The organism is Nocardioides nematodiphilus, from assembly GCF_020216525.1.
GTDB lineage: Bacteria > Actinomycetota > Actinomycetes > Propionibacteriales > Nocardioidaceae > Nocardioides > Nocardioides nematodiphilus.
In genome coordinates, this window is record NZ_JAIWOY010000008.1 from 41,878 (window position 1) to 56,443 (window position 14,566).

Sequence of the window (14,566 nt, forward strand, 5' to 3'; positions counted from 1 at the left end):
CATTCGGCGGACGCTCAGGCACTGAGCCGTGCCGTTCCGAGGTGGATGCCGAAGAAGGCCAGCAGGCTGCCGGACGCCCAGCGCACGACCCGCTCGCAGCGGCGGCTGCGCCGGATGAGCAGAGCCAGATGGGCCGCCAGCACGACCCAGGCGGCATTCATGATCGTGGCGACGACGATCTGCACACCGCCGATCTCGACCAGCTGCAGTGCGGTCGATCCGGCATGCGGGTCGACGAACTGCGGGAGCAGCGCGCCGTACAGCAGGGCCAGCTTCGGGTTGAGCAGGCAAGTCGTCATGCCCATCAGGTAGAGCCGCCGGGGCGAGTGCCGCGGCAGATCGGCGCCGGGCGCGAACGGCAGGCGACCTCCGCGGACCATCCCCCAGGCGAGCCAGAGCAGGTAGGCGGCGCCGAGGAGCTTGACCGTGATGAAGAGCTCGGGCACCGCCGCGAACAACAGCGAGAGGCCGGCCGCCGTCGCGACGAGGTAGACGACGAACCCGGTGACGACGCCCGCCAGCGAGAGCAGTCCCGCCATCCGGCCCTGCGTCAGCGAGCGGGTGACGAGGTACATCATGTTCGGTCCGGGCGTGATCACCATGCCGAACGCGATCGCCGCGACACCCAGGGCCGCCGTCAACGAGATCATGAGCCGATCGTCGCCGAACCGCTGCGGTCAGCCACCGAATTGACGCATGCCGGACATCCGACCTCGGTCCGTCGAGGAGTCCGTCGAGCCGACGCCACCGGCGGAGCGCGCCACGGGAGGTGCGGGCACGGCGCATGCCGGGACGAGCAGCCTCCTCAGGACCAGCGCGGCGTACGGGAGAGCAGGGCGCTGACTGCGGCGACACCGGCGGTGGAGGTGCGGAGCACCTCGGCGCCGAGCCGCACGGTGATCGCGCCCGCCTGCTCGAAGGTGGCGATCTCGTCGGGGGCCAGACCGCCCTCGGGGCCGACGACGACGATGATCTCCTGGGTCGTCGCGGGCAGCGCGACGTCGCCGAGGCGCTGGGCGCCCTCCTCGTGCAGGACGACCGTGACGGATCCGGCGGCGCCGGCGACGAGCGCGGCCACCTCCGCCGTGGAGGCCATCGGGGATACCTCCGGGAAATGCGCGCGGCGGGCCTGCTTGGCCGCCTCGCGGGCGGTCGATCGCCACTTCGCCAGGGACTTCTCGGCGCGCTCGCCCTTCCAGATCGCCACCGAGCGGGACGCGGCCCACGGGACGATCCGGGCCGCGCCGATCTCGGTGAGCACCTCGACCGCCAGCTCGCCGCGCTCGCCCTTGGGCAGCGCCTGCACGACCGTGACGCGCGGCGCCGGCTCGGGGTCGTCCGTACGGACGGTGACGGTGACGGTGAAGACCCGCTTGCCGGTCCCGGCCACCTCGCCGGTCACTGCGGCGCCGGCGCCGTCGGTGAGGGTGACCGACTCCCCCACCCGCAGGCGGCGCACGGCCACCGCGTGGTGGGCCTCGTCGCCCTCGACCGTGACGGAGTCGCCCAGGGCGACGCCGTCCAGCGACGGGACGAGATGGACCGGAAGGCTCATCGACGCACTCCCTGCTTCGAACGAGGCCGCGCTCCGGGCGCCGACGAGGCGCGCAGCGCGCGGTGCCGGATGATCCGCCCGTTCCACTCGCTCATGCGCTCGTCCTCACAGACCGGATCACTTGAAGGCGTCGCGGAAGCGACCGAACACGCCCTTGGTGGAGGCCCGCATGTGGCCCTCCGGCTGCTCCTCGCCGCGCAGGGTGGCGATCTGGCGCAGCAGCTCCTCCTGGGCGGCGTCGAGCTTGGTCGGGGTCTCGACCTGGATGGTGACGACGAGGTTGCCACGACCGCCGCGCAGGCCCGGGACGCCGCGCTCGCGCAGCACCTGCTCGGCACCGGACTGGGTGCCGGGCTTGATCTCGAGCTCGAAGCTGCGAGCCGCGGGATCCGCGGTGTCCTCCTCCGGCAGGTCCGCCTCGAGCGTCGGCAGCGTCATCGTGGTCCCGAGCGCGGCCGCGGTCATCGGGATCGTGACCGTGCAGTGCAGGTCGTTGCCGTGCCGGGTGAAGGTCTCGTGCCGCGCGACCTCGATCTCGACGTAGAGGTCACCGGCGGGGCCGCCCCCGGGGCCGACCTCGCCCTGCTCGGTGAGCTGGACGCGGGTGCCGGTGTCGACGCCCGCCGGGATCTTCACGGTCAGGGTGCGGCGCGAGCGCACGCGGCCGTCGCCACCGCAGTCGCGGCACGGGTCGGCGATGATCGACCCGAAGCCGCGACAGGCGGCACACGGGCGCAGAGTGCGGATCTCGCCGAGGAACGAGCGCTGCACGTGCGCGACCTCGCCTGCGCCGCGGCATGTCTCACAGACCTTCGGCTGGGTGCCGGCGGCGGCGCCGGCGCCGTGGCAGGTGTCGCACAGGACCGCGGTGTCGACCTTGAGCTCGCGGGTGACGCCGAACGCCGCCTCGGCCAGGTCGATGTCGAGCCGGATCAGGGCGTCCTGGCCGCGACGCGTGCGCGGACGCGGGCCGCGACCGCTGGCCGTGCCGCTCTGGCCACCACCGCCGAAGAAGGCGTCCATGATGTCGGTGAAGGAGAAGCCCTGACCGGCCGCACCGAAGCCGCCGCCGAACGGGTCGCCGCCGCGGTCGAACGCCGCGCGCTTCTGCGGGTCGGAGAGGATCTCGTAGGCGTGCGAGACCTCCTTGAACCGGTCCTGGGCGGCGGGGTCCGGATTGACGTCCGGGTGGTACTGCCGGGCCAGCTTGCGGTAGGCCTTCTTGATGGTGGCGTCATCCGCATCGCGGTCGACGCCAAGGAGCTCGTAGGGGTCCAACTCTCCTGCTTTCATGCCTCGTCAAGGATGTTGCTGAGGTAGCGGGCGACGGCACGTACGGCGGCCATCGTCCCGGGGTAGTCCATGCGGGTCGGGCCCACGATGCCCAACGAGGCCAAGGCCTCGTCGCTCGGCCCGTAGCCCGTGGCGACGACGCTGGTCTGGGCGAGCTGCTCGTACGGGCCCTCGGCGCCGATCCGGACGGTGACCAGGCCGCCGGTGGTCGCCTCGCCCATCAGCTTGAGCAGCACGACGTGCTCCTCGAGCGCCTCCAGGAGCGGACGCACCGCGGTGTCGAAGCTGTCGCCGTAGCGGGCCAGGTTGCTGGCGCCGCCGACGGCGACGCGCTGGTCGGAGCGGTGGTCGCTCATCGCCTCGACCAGGGTGGTGACGACGGCGCCGGTGATGGCGGAGGTGGTCTCGGGGGCGCGCTCGGCGACCTCGCGCAGCCGCGTGGTGGCCTGGGCGATCAGCTCGCCGGCGGCGGCGCCGTTGACGCTGGCCCGCAGGTTGGCGAGGGTGTCGTCGTCGATGGCGGCGGGCAGGTCGACGACCCGCTGCTCCACCCGGCCGGTGGAGAGGATGAGCACGGCGAGCAGCCGCATCGGCGCGAGCGCGACGAGCTCGACGTGGCGCACCGTGCTGCGGCTGAGCGTGGGGTACTGCACGACCGCGACCTGGCGGGTCAGCTGGCTGAGCAGGCGCACGCTGCGGCCGACGACGTCGTCGAGATCGACCGCACCGGCCATGAAGCTGGTGATGGCGCGCTTCTCGGCGCTGCTCATCGCCTTGACCGTGGTGAGCCGGTCGACGAAGAGCCGGTAGCCCTTGTCGGTCGGCACGCGGCCGGCGCTGGTGTGGGGCTGGGTGATGTACCCCTCCTCCTCCAGCGCGGCCATGTCGTTGCGTACGGTCGCGGGGCTCACGCCCAGGCCGTGTCGCTCGACGAGCGACTTGGAGCCGACCGGCTCCTCGGTGGCGACGTAGTCCTCGACGATCGCGCGCAGGACGGCCAGCCGTCGCTCGTTCTGCATCTCGCCTCCTCGTCGTCGATCCACCGACTCTGGCACTCAGATCCGGTGAGTGCCAATCCTACTAGTGATCCCTGAGCGTGCGCCTTCCGGTCGCGCCCGCGTCGCGTCGACGTCGCCGAGGTTTCACCCGCTCCCGGTTGGCTTGCCTGCGCCGCCTGACGACGCGCGGCCGACCCCACAGGAGGAGCACCCGTGCACCGCACCAGCCGCATCACCCTCGCCGCGATCGGTGTCACGGCCCTCGCCGGCGTGCTCATCCCCCTCGGCGCGTTCGCCTCCGGCAACTCGACGGCCACGGCGTGCGCCACTCAGCTCCGGGCAGCCGCAGGCGCTCAGGAGAAGGTCGGCAGCGACCACGCCGCCCTGGTCGAGGCCGCCAAGAAGAAGGCCAGGACGGCGAAGGCCCGGGCGCTGAAGGCCGCCGCCATCGACCAGGCGACCGCCGCGCTGATCGCCGATCAGCGCGGTCTCGCCGCAGCCCAGTCCGCGGTGATCTCGTGTCAGGGCTCCCTCCCGACGCCGACCGCCACCGTGACGGCGACCGTGACCGCGACGGCCACCGCGACCGTCACCCAGACCGTGGTCGCCCCGCCGCCGGCACTCCCCTCGTCGGTGATCGCGGTCGTCGGCGACACCGCGTGCGAGCCCGACACGGCCGACAACGACGGCAACCCGCAGGCGATCAAGTGCGACGGGGCCAGCATCGGCGAGAACCCCGCGACGGGTCCGACCAGCCAGACCCTCGGCGTGGCCGGCGCGTATGCGACCGTCGACGAGATCGAGGGCTGGCACCCGGTCGCGGTGCCGATGGTCGGCGACGAGCAGTACCAGGTCGGCAAGCTCTCGGACTTCCAGCAGTCCTTCGACAAGACGTACGGCGCCATCAAGTACCTGCTCAAGCCCGCACCCGGGAACCACGAGTTCTACGGCTACTCCAAGAAGGGCGACGCCGAGCTGCCGCAGAACGGCGCCGGCTACTTCGGCTACTTCAACGGCGTCGACGCCGACGGCGACGTCCGCGCGGAGGGACAGGCCGGCGGCGACAGCCCGCAGGACCAGGGCTGGTACTCCTACGACATCGGCCAGTGGCACTTCATCTCGCTCAACGCCGAGTGCGGCGCGCCCGCGTTCGGAGGCAACGGCAGCGCCGCCACGACGGCCAACTGCGACCCGACCCAGGGGCTGGCGAAGGCCGAGACGGACTGGCTCAAGACCGATCTCGCCGCCGACCAGGGACGCTGCACGGTGGCGTACTGGCATCAGCCGACCTTCACCGCCAGTGCCGGCGGCTCGCTCGAGGGCAGCGAGCTCGGGAAGGCGTGGTGGCGGCTGCTCTACGCCCACGGCCACGCGATCGTCCTCAACGGCCACGAGCACCTGTACGCCCGCTTCGCGCCGCAGGACCCCGACGGCAACGCCGACCCGGTGAAGGGAATCCGGCAGTTCACCGTCGGCACCGGCGGCGAGGCGCTCGACGCGCTGAAGACGGGAGCCGCCGACGTCAACCAGTTCACGCCCGATCCGGCGACCGGGACGTACGCGCCCGGGCATGTCGACGGGACGAACCTCGAGGTCGGGGAGGCGAGCGCCTTCGGCGCCATGAGGATGACCCTGAGCCAGGACGGCACCGGGCACTACTCGTGGGACTTCGAGCCCTCGGCCATGCCGTCGGGCGCTGACGCCTCCACGATGTCGTCGTACGCGGACATGGGCTCCGCGACCTGCTGAGCCCGCTTCCTCACCACGCACCGGCGTGTGACGCCTGTGCGTGGTGAGGCTGCTGGGATGATGTCCGCATGGTCGACCGCTACACCACCGACGTCCTCACCACCGACTGGCGCGCCCCCAAGAACGGCCGCGCCGTCCCGGCGCCCGCCGAGATCGGCGCCGTGGTCGAGGAGGTGCAGACCGACTTCGTCGGCGAGATCGTCGCCGTCGACCGCCAGCTCAACACCGTCACCCTCGAGGACCGCCGGATGAAGCGGCGCACCTTCGAGCTCGGCCCCGGCTTCCTGCTCGAGGGCAAGCCGGTCATCCTCACCGCGCCCGTCCCGAAGGCGGCGGCGCCGACCGGTCCGAAGCGCACCGCCTCGGGCTCCATCGCGGTCGAGGGCGCCAAGGCGCGGGTGGCGCGCCAGAGCCGGATCTTCGTGGAGGGCCGGCACGACGCCGAGCTCGTCGAGCGGGTCTGGGGCGACGACCTGCGCATCGAGGGTGTCGTGGTCGAGTTCCTCGGCGGCGTCGACGACCTCGCCGACCACCTCAAGGACTTCAAGCCGTCGGCCGAGCGCCGCGTCGGCGTCCTGGTCGACCACCTCGTACGGGGCTCCAAGGAGTCGCGCATCGCCGAGGCGATCATGCGCGGGCCGCACGGCAAGAGCGTCAAGATCGTCGGGCACCCGTTCATCGACGTGTGGCAGGCGGTCAAGCCCGACCGGCTCGGGCTGCAGGCCTGGCCGACGATCCCCCGCTCGATCGAGTGGAAGAAGGGCGTGTGCCAGCACCTCGGCTGGCCGCACCGCGACCAGGCCGACATCGCCCGCGCCTGGCAGCACATCCTGTCCAAGGTGAAGTCGTACGACGACCTCGAGCCGGCGCTGCTCGGCCGGGTCGAGGAGCTCATCGACTTCGTCACGGTCGGCTGACCGCGCCGCCCGACGTGTCGCGGCGGTCTCAGACCAGCAGGTCGCGCACCACGCCGTCGGCGAGCAGCCGGCCGGCATCGGTGAGCACGATCCGGTCGTCCGAGACCGTGACCAGCCCGCGCTCGACCTGCTCGGGGACGGCCGCGCGACCGTCCTCGTCGAGGGCGTCGAGGCGCATCCCCTCCTGCAGGCGCAGCTCGAGCATGACCCGCTCGACGCGGCGGTCCTCGTCGCTCAGGGTCTCGCGGCCGTGGGCCGGGCTGACGCCGGCGTGGATCCGGTCGGCGTACGCGGCGGGGTGCTTGACGTTCCACCAGCGCACGCCGCCGACGTGGCTGTGCGCGCCGGGCCCGACGCCCCACCAGTCGCCGCCGCGCCAGTAGAGCAGGTTGTGCCGGCACTGGTGCTCGGGAGCGGTCGCCCAGTTGGAGACCTCGTACCAGCCCAGGCCGCGCGTGCGCAGGCGCTCGTCGGCGACGACGTACTTGTCGGCGAAGTCGTCCTCCTCGGGCATCGGAAGCTCGCCCCGGCGCACCCGTCGGGCCAGGGCGGTGCCGTCCTCGACGATGAGGCTGTAGGCGGAGATGTGGTCCGGGCCGCACGCCAGGGCGTCGTCGAGCGAGCGCTCCCAGTCGGCCATCGACTCGCCGGGAGTGCCGTAGATCAGGTCGAGGCTCACGCCTCCGCTGTCGGCGGAGGTGAAGCCGGCGGCGCGAGCCCACTCCACGACGGCGGGGACGCGCAGCGGGTCGTGGGTGCGGTCGAGGACGGCGAGCACGTGCGGCACCGAGCTCTGCATGCCCAGCGAGAGCCGGGTGAAGCCGCCGGCGCGCAGCTCGTCGAAGTAGCGCAGGTCGACGCTGTCGGGATTGGCCTCGGTGGTGATCTCGACGTCGGCGGCGAGCCCGAACTCGTCGCGGATCGCGGTCACGATCCGGGTCAGGTCCCGCGCCGGGAGAAGGGTGGGGGTGCCGCCGCCGAAGAAGATCGTCTCGATGGGACGGTCGGTGTCGCCGAGGACCGTACGGGCCTGGCGGATCTCGGCGATCGCCTGGTCTGCGTACGTCTGGCGCGAGACGCCCGGGCCGAGCTCGGTGGCGGTGTAGGTGTTGAAGTCGCAGTAGCCGCAGCGCACCGTGCAGAACGGCACGTGCACGTAGAACCCGAGGCCCTGGTCGCCCAGCGTGCTCAACGCTGAGGGAGGCAGGCTGCCGTCGGCAGGTGCGGGGTCACCGACGGGCAGGGCGGAGGGCATGTGCCCATTGTCGCCGCTGAGGCGCGGAACCCCTCAGTCCTCGCTGGGCATCAGGATCCACAGGAGGATGTAGATCAGGAACTGCGGGCCGGGCAGCAGGCAGGAGATCACGAAGGCGATCCGGACCGCCTTCGGGTCGATGCCGAAGCGGCGCCCGAGGCCGGCGCAGACGCCCGCGATCCAGCGGTCGTCGGAGGGGCGGGTGAGCGAGTTCGTGGTCATGACACCACTGTGCCCGCCATCCGGTCATGACTCCATCGGGAACTCCCCTGATCCGCCCAGGGGTTTGGGCCGGGTCGGCGGTGCCGGAGGGCCGGGTCGGCGGTGCCGGAGGGCCGAGTCAGCAGTGCCGGAGGGCCGGGTCAGCGGAAGTCGCGCGATCGGTGCCGCTCCGCGAGCGCGCGGGCGGCCTCGGGGTAGATCTGCGCGAGGCCTCCGATCCGGATCGCGATCAGGTTGGTGGCGCCCGCGCTGCGCTCGAGGCGACCCTCGATCAGCAGCGCGTTGACCGAGGTCACCAGCGTGCGGTGCTTGGCCCAGACGGTCTCGTTGCAGACGACGTTGAGCATGCCGGTCTCGTCCTCGAGGTTGAGGAAGGTGACGCCGCCGGCGGTGCCGGGACGCTGGCGGTGGGTGACCAGCCCGGCGACGGTCAGGGTGCGTCCGGTGCCGTACGAGGGCAGCTCGTTGATCGCCGGGATGCCGAACTCCCCCAGCCGTGCCCGGACGTGCGCGAACGGGTGCCCGTCGGGGCTGACGCCGGTCGCCCACAGGTCGGCGAGGGTCTCCTCGACGGCGTCCATCGCCGGCAGCTCGGGGGCCTCGACCGCCAGCCCGACCCCCTCGAGCTGGTCCGGTCGCTCGGTCCAGCCCGCCGCCCACAGCGCCTGGCGGCGGTCCTGGCCGCCGAACGCCTCGGCGAAGACGCCGGCGGTCGCGAGCGCCTCCAGCTGGGCGCGCTCCAGGCCGGCGCGGCGCGACAGGTCCAGCTGGTCGCGGAAGGGGCGCTCACCCCGCGCTTCGACGATCCGCCGGGCGACGTCGGCGCCGATGCCGCGCACGGAGTCGAGCCCGAGCCGTACGGCGAACGCGGTGTCGCGGCGGTGCACCGGCGTCGGGTCGGGGGTGCCGGGGACCCAGGGGACGCCCTGCTGGGGGCCGTCGTGCAGGCACTCGGGCCGGAACGGGGTCTCGATGCGGGTACCGATCGGCTCGAGGTCGGCGACCGCCGCGGAGTGGATCAACGAGGGCCGCAGCACCTCCACCCCATGACGCTTCGCGTCCTGGGTGAGCGACTGCGGCGAGTAGAACCCCATCGGCTGGGCGCGCAGCAGCCCCGCGAGGAACGCCGCCGGGTAGTGCAGCTTGAACCACGACGAGGCGTAGACCAGCTTGGCGAAGGAGAGCGCGTGCGACTCCGCGAACCCGAAGCTCGCGAACGAGATGATCTGGGTGTAGATCGCCTCCTGCTGCACCGCGTCCAGCCCCTTGGCGGCCATCCCCTCGAAGAGCTTGGCCCGCAGCGACTCGATCCGCTCCACGCCCCGCTTGGAGCCCATCGCGCGCCGCAGCAGGTCGGCGTCGTCGGCGCTGAAGTCGCCCAGGATCCGGCCCATCTCGATGAGCTGCTCCTGGAAGATCGGCACCCCGCGCGTACGCCCGAGCACCTCCTTGTGGGCGAGCAGCGGGTGCGCGAAGGTGGTCGGCTCCTTGCCGGTCGCGCGCCGCACGTACGGGTGCACGGCGCCGCCCTGGATCGGGCCGGGCCGGATGAGGGCGATCTCGATCGCCAGGTCGTAGAAGCAGCGCGGCCGCAGCCGCGGCAGGGTGCCGATCTGCGCGCGCGACTCCACCTGGAAGACCCCGATCGAGTCGGCCCGGCAGAGCATGTCGAAGACGGCCGGCTCCTCCTTGGGGATGGTCGCCAGCTCCCAGTGATCCCCACAGTGCTCCCGGGCGAGGTTCATCATGTGGTCCAGCGCGGAGAGCATGCCGAGGCCGAGCAGGTCGAACTTCACCAGCCCCATGTACTCGCAGCCGTCCTTGTCCCACTGCAGGACGGTCCGCCTCTCCATCCGGGCGCGCTCGATCGGCACCACCTCGCCGATCGGGCGCTCGGTGAGGATCATCCCGCCGGAGTGGATCCCCAGGTGGCGCGGTGCGGCCAGGAACCCCTCGGCCAGCTGCCGCACCTGGGCCGGCAGGTCGGACTCCTCGTCGATGCCGCTCCAGCTCTGCAGCCCCTTGGACCAGGCGTCCTGCTGACCCGGTGAGTAGCCGAGCGCCTTGGCGGCGTCGCGTACGGCCGACTTCGGGCGGTAGGTGATGATGTTGGCGACTTGGGCGGCGTTGCGCCGGCCGTAGGTGTCGTAGACCCACTGGATCACCTCCTCGCGCCGGTCGGAGTCGAAGTCGACGTCGATGTCGGGCTCCTCGAGGCGGTGCTCGGAGATGAAGCGGGCGAACGGCAGGTGGTAGTAGACCGGGTCGATCGCGGTGATCCCCAGCGCGTAGCAGACCGCGCTCGCCGCCGCGCTCCCCCGGCCCTGGCACAAGATGTTCTCCGAGCGGGCGAACTGCACGATGTCGTGCACGATGACGAAGTAGCCCGGGAAGTCCTTGCGGATGATGGTCTCGAGCTCGTCCTCGACCCGCCGGCGGGCCTTGGCGACGAAGGCGGGGTCGTGGGCGTACGGCTTCTCGTACCGCTCCACGAAGCCCTTCTCGGTCAGCGCCCGCAGCCAGGAGGCCGCGTCGTGACCGGCCGGGATGCCCCGCTTGGGCAGCTCGGGCTTGGCCTTCTGCAGGTCGAAGGCGCAGGCGTCCGCGATCTCCACGCTGCGCGCCACCGCACCCGGGAAACGCCGATAGATCTGGGCCATCTCCGCCCCGGAGCGCAGGTACGCGGGCGACGAGGGCAGCCAGCCGTCCATCTCGGCCAGGCTGCGCCGGGCCCGGACGGCGGCCATGGCGGCGGCCAGCCGGGTGTGCTCGGGACGGGCGGCGTGGACGTTGCCGGTGGCCACGATCGGCAGGCGGAGGTCGGCCGCGAGCCCGGCCAGCGCGTCGTGGGTCGCGGAGTCGGCCGGCGAGCCGTGACCGCTCAGCTCGACGACGACGTTGTCGTGTCCGAAGCGATCCACCAGCGACGCCACCGCCGCGCGCGTACGGAAGCCCTTGCGGCACCCGGTGAGGATCAGCCACTCCCCCTGCGCGCGCTCGGTCAGCTCGTCGAGGTCGTAGATCGGGCGGCCCTTCTCGTCCCCGCGCAGTTGAGCGTCGGTGATCGCCGCCGAGAGCCGGTGATAGCCCTCGACGCCGCGCGCCAGGACGAGCAGGTGGGTGCCCTCGGGGTCCGGCACGCCGAGCTGGGGTGCGCTCAGACCGAGCGAGAGCTCGGCGCCGTAGACCGTGCGGAAACCGGCCGCCGCCTTGCCGGCCTCGGCGAACAGGGGTGCGCCGTAGAAGCCGTCGTGGTCGGTGAGCGCCATCCCGTGCAGCCCGAGCCGGACCGCCTCGGTGACCAGCGCGCGCGGGTCGCTGGCGCCGTCGAGGAAGCTGAAGGTCGAGTGCGCGTGCAGCTCGGCGTACGGCGTGACAGGACCCTCGGGACGCTGTACGTCGAGCGTCTCGATCCGCTTCTTGCGCCGCGAGATCGGGGCGTCGCCGAACGGGTCCTTCGGGGCGGGCTTGCCGGAGAGCCGGCGCTCCAGCTCCTTCCACGGGATCGGCGGGTTGTTCCAGCCCATCAATCGTCCCCGTCCCTGCTAGTCATAGGCGGCCTCCGTGACCCAGGCGGTGCCGTCGAAGGTGACCAGCCAGGCGCGGCCGTCGACGCCGACCATCTGGAAGCGCAGCATCGGCCGGCGGGCCTCGCCGGGCTCCCACCAGCGCTCGTCGACCGGCCAGGGGCCGGCCCAGGCGGCGACCGGCTGCCACTGCTCCCCGGCCCCGGGGCGGAAGCGGGCCGGCTCGCCGGTCATCGCACCGCGGTCGAGCACGGTCACCGAGCGGCCGGCGGAGTCGAGGACGCCGGCCTCCCACGGGGTCGGGAAGACCCGGGCCGGAGCCGGCGCCGGGATCGAGCCGGGCCAGGGCAGTCCGCGCGAGCGCAGACCCACGGAGCGCTCGCCCCAGGGCACCAGCGCCTGCCGGTCGGCGGGGCTGCGACCGCCCTGGAGCACGGGCGCCACCACAGCCTCCTGGCCGAGCATCCCCTGCACCCGGGCGACGCCGCGCTCGACGCGGGCGTCGGTCCCGCCCCACAGGCCGTCGGCGTGGTCGGCCTCGGAGACCACGGTCTCCGGGGTGAGCCGGACGCGGGTGATCGCGGCCCGGATGTCGCCGACCCGCAGCGACCCGACCAGCTGCCAGTGCAGCCGGTCGATCAGGTCGATGGCGGAGAACCAGCGCGGGTGCAGCCAGCGCCGCTCGGAGGCGAGCGCGCCGTCGGCCTCCACCGTGATCACCACCTCGGTGCAGACGAGCTGGCGTTGCCCGAGCTGGGCGACGAACCGCTCCGCGGTCTGGCGCGCCGAGAAGCAGACGGTCTCGGCGGAGTCGAGCGCCGGCTCGAAGTCGATCTCGCAGGTCAGCTCGGGTGGAGGCGTACGGGCCGCGAGCGGGCGCGCTCCTCCCCCGTGCACGACCCGGTGCACCCAGGCGGCCCGCTCCCCGAAGCGCGCGCGTACGGTCGCGGCCGGCAGTCCGGCCAGGTCGCCCAGCGACGTGAGCCCGAGTCGGCGCAGCAGGCTGACCGTCTCCGGCTCGTCGAGGACGTCGAGCGGCAGGGTCCGCAGGAAGGTCGCCGACCCACCCTCGGGGATCACCAGCGTCTCCTGCACCGCCGCGCGCCGGGCGGCCTGCTCGGCGGTGAAGAGCTCGTCGGCGACGCCGATGCGGACGTCGCGGATGCCGAGCCCGACCAGGCACTCGGCGATCACGGCACCGGCCTCGGGCTCACCGCCGTAGAACCTTCCCGGCGAGCGCAGCGCGGCCAAGCCAGGACGCAGCGGCGCCACCCCCGGGCGCAGCTCCTCGAGCGCGGCCAGCACCCGCTCGAAGGCGCGCACCTCCCGCTCGGGGACCTCGTCGAGCAGCACCAGCTCGGGGCAGCGGGACTGGGCGTCGCGGCGACGCATCCCGCGGCGGATGCCGAAGCCACGGGCCGCGCCGTTGCACGAGTGCACCGCGTTGGCGACGAAGACCGCAGCCGGCAGGTGGGTGGGCAGGTCGCGCTCCGCGAGCGCGGCGACGACCGGCCAGTCGGGACACCAGACGACGAGCGTGCGCATCAGACCGCCACCTCGCGCAGCACGACCGGACCGGAGGTGGTAGCGACCGGGGTGCCGTCGGGGCCCGGGAAGAGCAGGGTCGTACGCCGCGGCGGGGCCGCCCCGCGGCGTACCTCCACCACCACCTCGCGCGAGCGCAGGTGGCCCTCGCCGCGACCGAGCCCCGCCCAGCGCGGCGTCACCAGCCGGGCAGTCGCCTCCGCGCGCGGCCAGGGACCGAGCGAGACCAGGGCCGCTCCCCGCTTGCGCAGCCGGGCCGACATCTTGGCCGCAACCGCCTCCGCCACCCGGTCGCTGGGCCGGACCAGCACCAGCGAGGCGACGTCGACCAGCGCGGCGGTCGCCTCCAGCCAGGAGGGCCCGGGGTCGGGGACCAGGATGGTCCGCTCCAGCACCACGCCCAGCTCGGCGGCGGCCTCGGCACCGAAGTCGGGCACCCCGACGACCGCGCACCAGGCGCCCCCGCGTGAGGGTCCGGCCATCAGCGCGAGCGCGAGGCTGTGCCCCTCGACCTGGTAGCTCCCGCCGGCCCGCAGCCGCAGCACCTGGGCCAGGCCGGGCAGCGACTCCAGCTCGGGCCGGGCGAACTCCCCCGCCCCTCCGCCGGCGCTGCCGAGGCCGCCCTCCATCCGACGCATGCGCTCGCGCAACTGGTCGAGATCGACCCGGTTGCCACCATCGGCGAGGACTACATTCGGCACTCATCCATGTTCGAACATTTGTTCGAACAACGCAAGTGGCGGGGAGGGTCCCCGAAGGTCTCAGGCGCGCATCAGACGAGCGCGGCGACGTACGACTCGACGCCGGCCCGCTCGGAGGCGCCGAGGACCGCCAGGACCTCCGGGGCGGCGAACTGCGGACGCAGGGTGCGGTCGAGGTTCATCGCCCGGAAGAGGTGGGCGACGGTGAGCCCGTGGTCGGGCCTGTGCAGGATCTCGATCTCGTCGCCGGCCTGCAGCGAGCCCTCCTGGAGCACGCGCAGGTACGGGCCCGGACGACCCTCCTGCATGAAGCGCTTCACCCAGGCCGTGTTGTCGTGCCCGGTGACGCCCATCCAGTTCTTGAAGTCGTTGCAGGGGGTGCGGATCGCGCAGATCTCGAGCTCCACCGAGCCGATCCGCCACCGCTCCCCCACCAGCGCCTCGTTGACGTCGATCCCCTCGGTGGTGAGGTTCTCGGCGAACTGGCCGTTGCGCAGCTCGACGCCGAGCCTCTCGCCCCACGCGTCGAGATCCTCGCGGGCGAAGACGTAGACCGCCTGGTCGCGGCCGCCGTGGTGCTTGGTGTCGGAGACGACGTCACCGACCAGGCCGCTGTGGTGGACCTTGACCGCGCCGTCGACCGCGCGCTTGTCGATCGACGTGTAGCCCAGACCGGCCCACTCGACGTCCTTGGGGCGACCGACATTGACGGAGATGACGCGAGGCATGGGCGGCATTCTGCCGTGCCGGAGGGCCTCGTGTCCTACGGGTTCTCCGTGTGGGTCCCCGCCATCTTCGTGAGGC

At 72.8% G+C, this 14,566-nt stretch carries 12 protein-coding genes; 2 read left to right on the forward strand and 10 right to left on the reverse strand.

Annotated features, from left to right (window positions below; genetic code table 11):
* Positions 1 to 14: 14 nt before the first annotated feature.
* The 4 genes from KSO98_RS13545 to hrcA all read right to left on the reverse strand — a co-directional run bounded on the left by KSO98_RS13545 (position 15) and on the right by hrcA (position 3,867).
* Positions 15 to 650: a LysE family translocator gene (locus tag KSO98_RS13545; RefSeq protein WP_225286164.1), complete on the reverse strand. Its 636-nt coding sequence runs from the start codon at positions 648 to 650 to the stop codon at positions 15 to 17.
* A 155-nt stretch (positions 651 to 805) separates the two neighbouring features.
* Entirely contained in the window at positions 806 to 1,555 is a 750-nt protein-coding gene (locus KSO98_RS13550) for a 16S rRNA (uracil(1498)-N(3))-methyltransferase (RefSeq protein WP_225286165.1), read from the reverse strand.
* 117 nt (positions 1,556 to 1,672) lie between these two features.
* Complete coding sequence (gene dnaJ, locus KSO98_RS13555; protein ID WP_225286166.1) at positions 1,673 to 2,848, reverse strand: molecular chaperone DnaJ; 1,176 nt, start codon at positions 2,846 to 2,848, stop codon at positions 1,673 to 1,675.
* Positions 2,845 to 3,867, reverse strand: coding sequence for a heat-inducible transcriptional repressor HrcA (gene hrcA, locus KSO98_RS13560; protein ID WP_225286167.1), 1,023 nt, complete (start codon positions 3,865 to 3,867; stop codon positions 2,845 to 2,847). Before hrcA ends, dnaJ begins: the two co-directional genes overlap by 4 nt.
* Positions 3,868 to 4,059: 192 nt before the next feature.
* Here hrcA and KSO98_RS13565 point away from each other — a divergent pair, with 192 nt between their 5' ends.
* Positions 4,060 to 5,595 (forward strand): metallophosphoesterase family protein, encoded by a 1,536-nt coding sequence (locus tag KSO98_RS13565; RefSeq protein ID WP_225286168.1) that lies wholly within the window; start codon positions 4,060 to 4,062, stop codon positions 5,593 to 5,595.
* 68 nt (positions 5,596 to 5,663) lie between these two features.
* Positions 5,664 to 6,512 (forward strand): DUF3097 domain-containing protein, encoded by an 849-nt coding sequence (locus KSO98_RS13570; protein WP_225286169.1) that lies wholly within the window; start codon positions 5,664 to 5,666, stop codon positions 6,510 to 6,512.
* A gap of 28 nt (positions 6,513 to 6,540) precedes the next feature.
* Here the strand turns inward: KSO98_RS13570 and hemW are convergent, their stop codons facing one another.
* The 6 genes from hemW to KSO98_RS13600 form a co-directional block, all read right to left on the reverse strand.
* On the reverse strand, positions 6,541 to 7,767 hold the full coding sequence (gene hemW / locus KSO98_RS13575) for a radical SAM family heme chaperone HemW (protein WP_225286170.1): 1,227 nt from the start codon (positions 7,765 to 7,767) through the stop codon (positions 6,541 to 6,543).
* 33 nt (positions 7,768 to 7,800) lie between these two features.
* A complete protein-coding gene (locus KSO98_RS13580; protein WP_225286171.1) occupies positions 7,801 to 7,989 on the reverse strand; it encodes a PspC domain-containing protein in 189 nt (62 codons plus the stop codon).
* Positions 7,990 to 8,129: 140 nt separating this feature from the next.
* The gene (locus KSO98_RS13585) at positions 8,130 to 11,516 is read right to left on the reverse strand and encodes an error-prone DNA polymerase (RefSeq protein WP_225286172.1); all 3,387 of its coding nucleotides are present in this window, start codon (positions 11,514 to 11,516) and stop codon (positions 8,130 to 8,132) included.
* Positions 11,517 to 11,534: 18 nt separating this feature from the next.
* On the reverse strand, positions 11,535 to 13,061 hold the full coding sequence (locus KSO98_RS13590) for a DNA polymerase Y family protein (RefSeq protein WP_225286173.1): 1,527 nt from the start codon (positions 13,059 to 13,061) through the stop codon (positions 11,535 to 11,537).
* Positions 13,061 to 13,762, reverse strand: coding sequence for a DnaE2-dependent mutagenesis accessory factor ImuA' (gene imuA', locus KSO98_RS13595; RefSeq protein ID WP_225286174.1), 702 nt, complete (start codon positions 13,760 to 13,762; stop codon positions 13,061 to 13,063). The genes KSO98_RS13590 and imuA' overlap by 1 nt, the downstream gene beginning before the upstream one ends.
* A gap of 71 nt (positions 13,763 to 13,833) precedes the next feature.
* Positions 13,834 to 14,490 carry an MOSC domain-containing protein gene (locus KSO98_RS13600; RefSeq protein WP_225286175.1) on the reverse strand — a complete coding sequence of 219 codons (657 nt, stop codon included), beginning with the start codon at positions 14,488 to 14,490 and terminating at the stop codon, positions 13,834 to 13,836.
* Positions 14,491 to 14,566 lie beyond the last annotated feature (76 nt).

Coding starts and splice junctions, on each gene's coding strand:
- KSO98_RS13545 (WP_225286164.1), bottom strand. CDS start 650: ATGATCTCGTTGACGGCGGCCCTGGGTGTCGCGGCGATCGCGTTCGGC.
- KSO98_RS13550 (WP_225286165.1), bottom strand. CDS start 1,555: ATGAGCCTTCCGGTCCATCTCGTCCCGTCGCTGGACGGCGTCGCCCTG.
- dnaJ (WP_225286166.1), bottom strand. CDS start 2,848: ATGAAAGCAGGAGAGTTGGACCCCTACGAGCTCCTTGGCGTCGACCGC.
- hrcA (WP_225286167.1), bottom strand. CDS start 3,867: ATGCAGAACGAGCGACGGCTGGCCGTCCTGCGCGCGATCGTCGAGGAC.
- KSO98_RS13570 (WP_225286169.1), top strand. CDS start 5,664: ATGGTCGACCGCTACACCACCGACGTCCTCACCACCGACTGGCGCGCC.
- hemW (WP_225286170.1), bottom strand. CDS start 7,767: ATGCCCTCCGCCCTGCCCGTCGGTGACCCCGCACCTGCCGACGGCAGC.
- KSO98_RS13580 (WP_225286171.1), bottom strand. CDS start 7,989: ATGACCACGAACTCGCTCACCCGCCCCTCCGACGACCGCTGGATCGCG.
- KSO98_RS13585 (WP_225286172.1), bottom strand. CDS start 11,516: ATGGGCTGGAACAACCCGCCGATCCCGTGGAAGGAGCTGGAGCGCCGG.
- KSO98_RS13590 (WP_225286173.1), bottom strand. CDS start 13,061: ATGCGCACGCTCGTCGTCTGGTGTCCCGACTGGCCGGTCGTCGCCGCG.
- KSO98_RS13600 (WP_225286175.1), bottom strand. CDS start 14,490: ATGCCTCGCGTCATCTCCGTCAATGTCGGTCGCCCCAAGGACGTCGAG.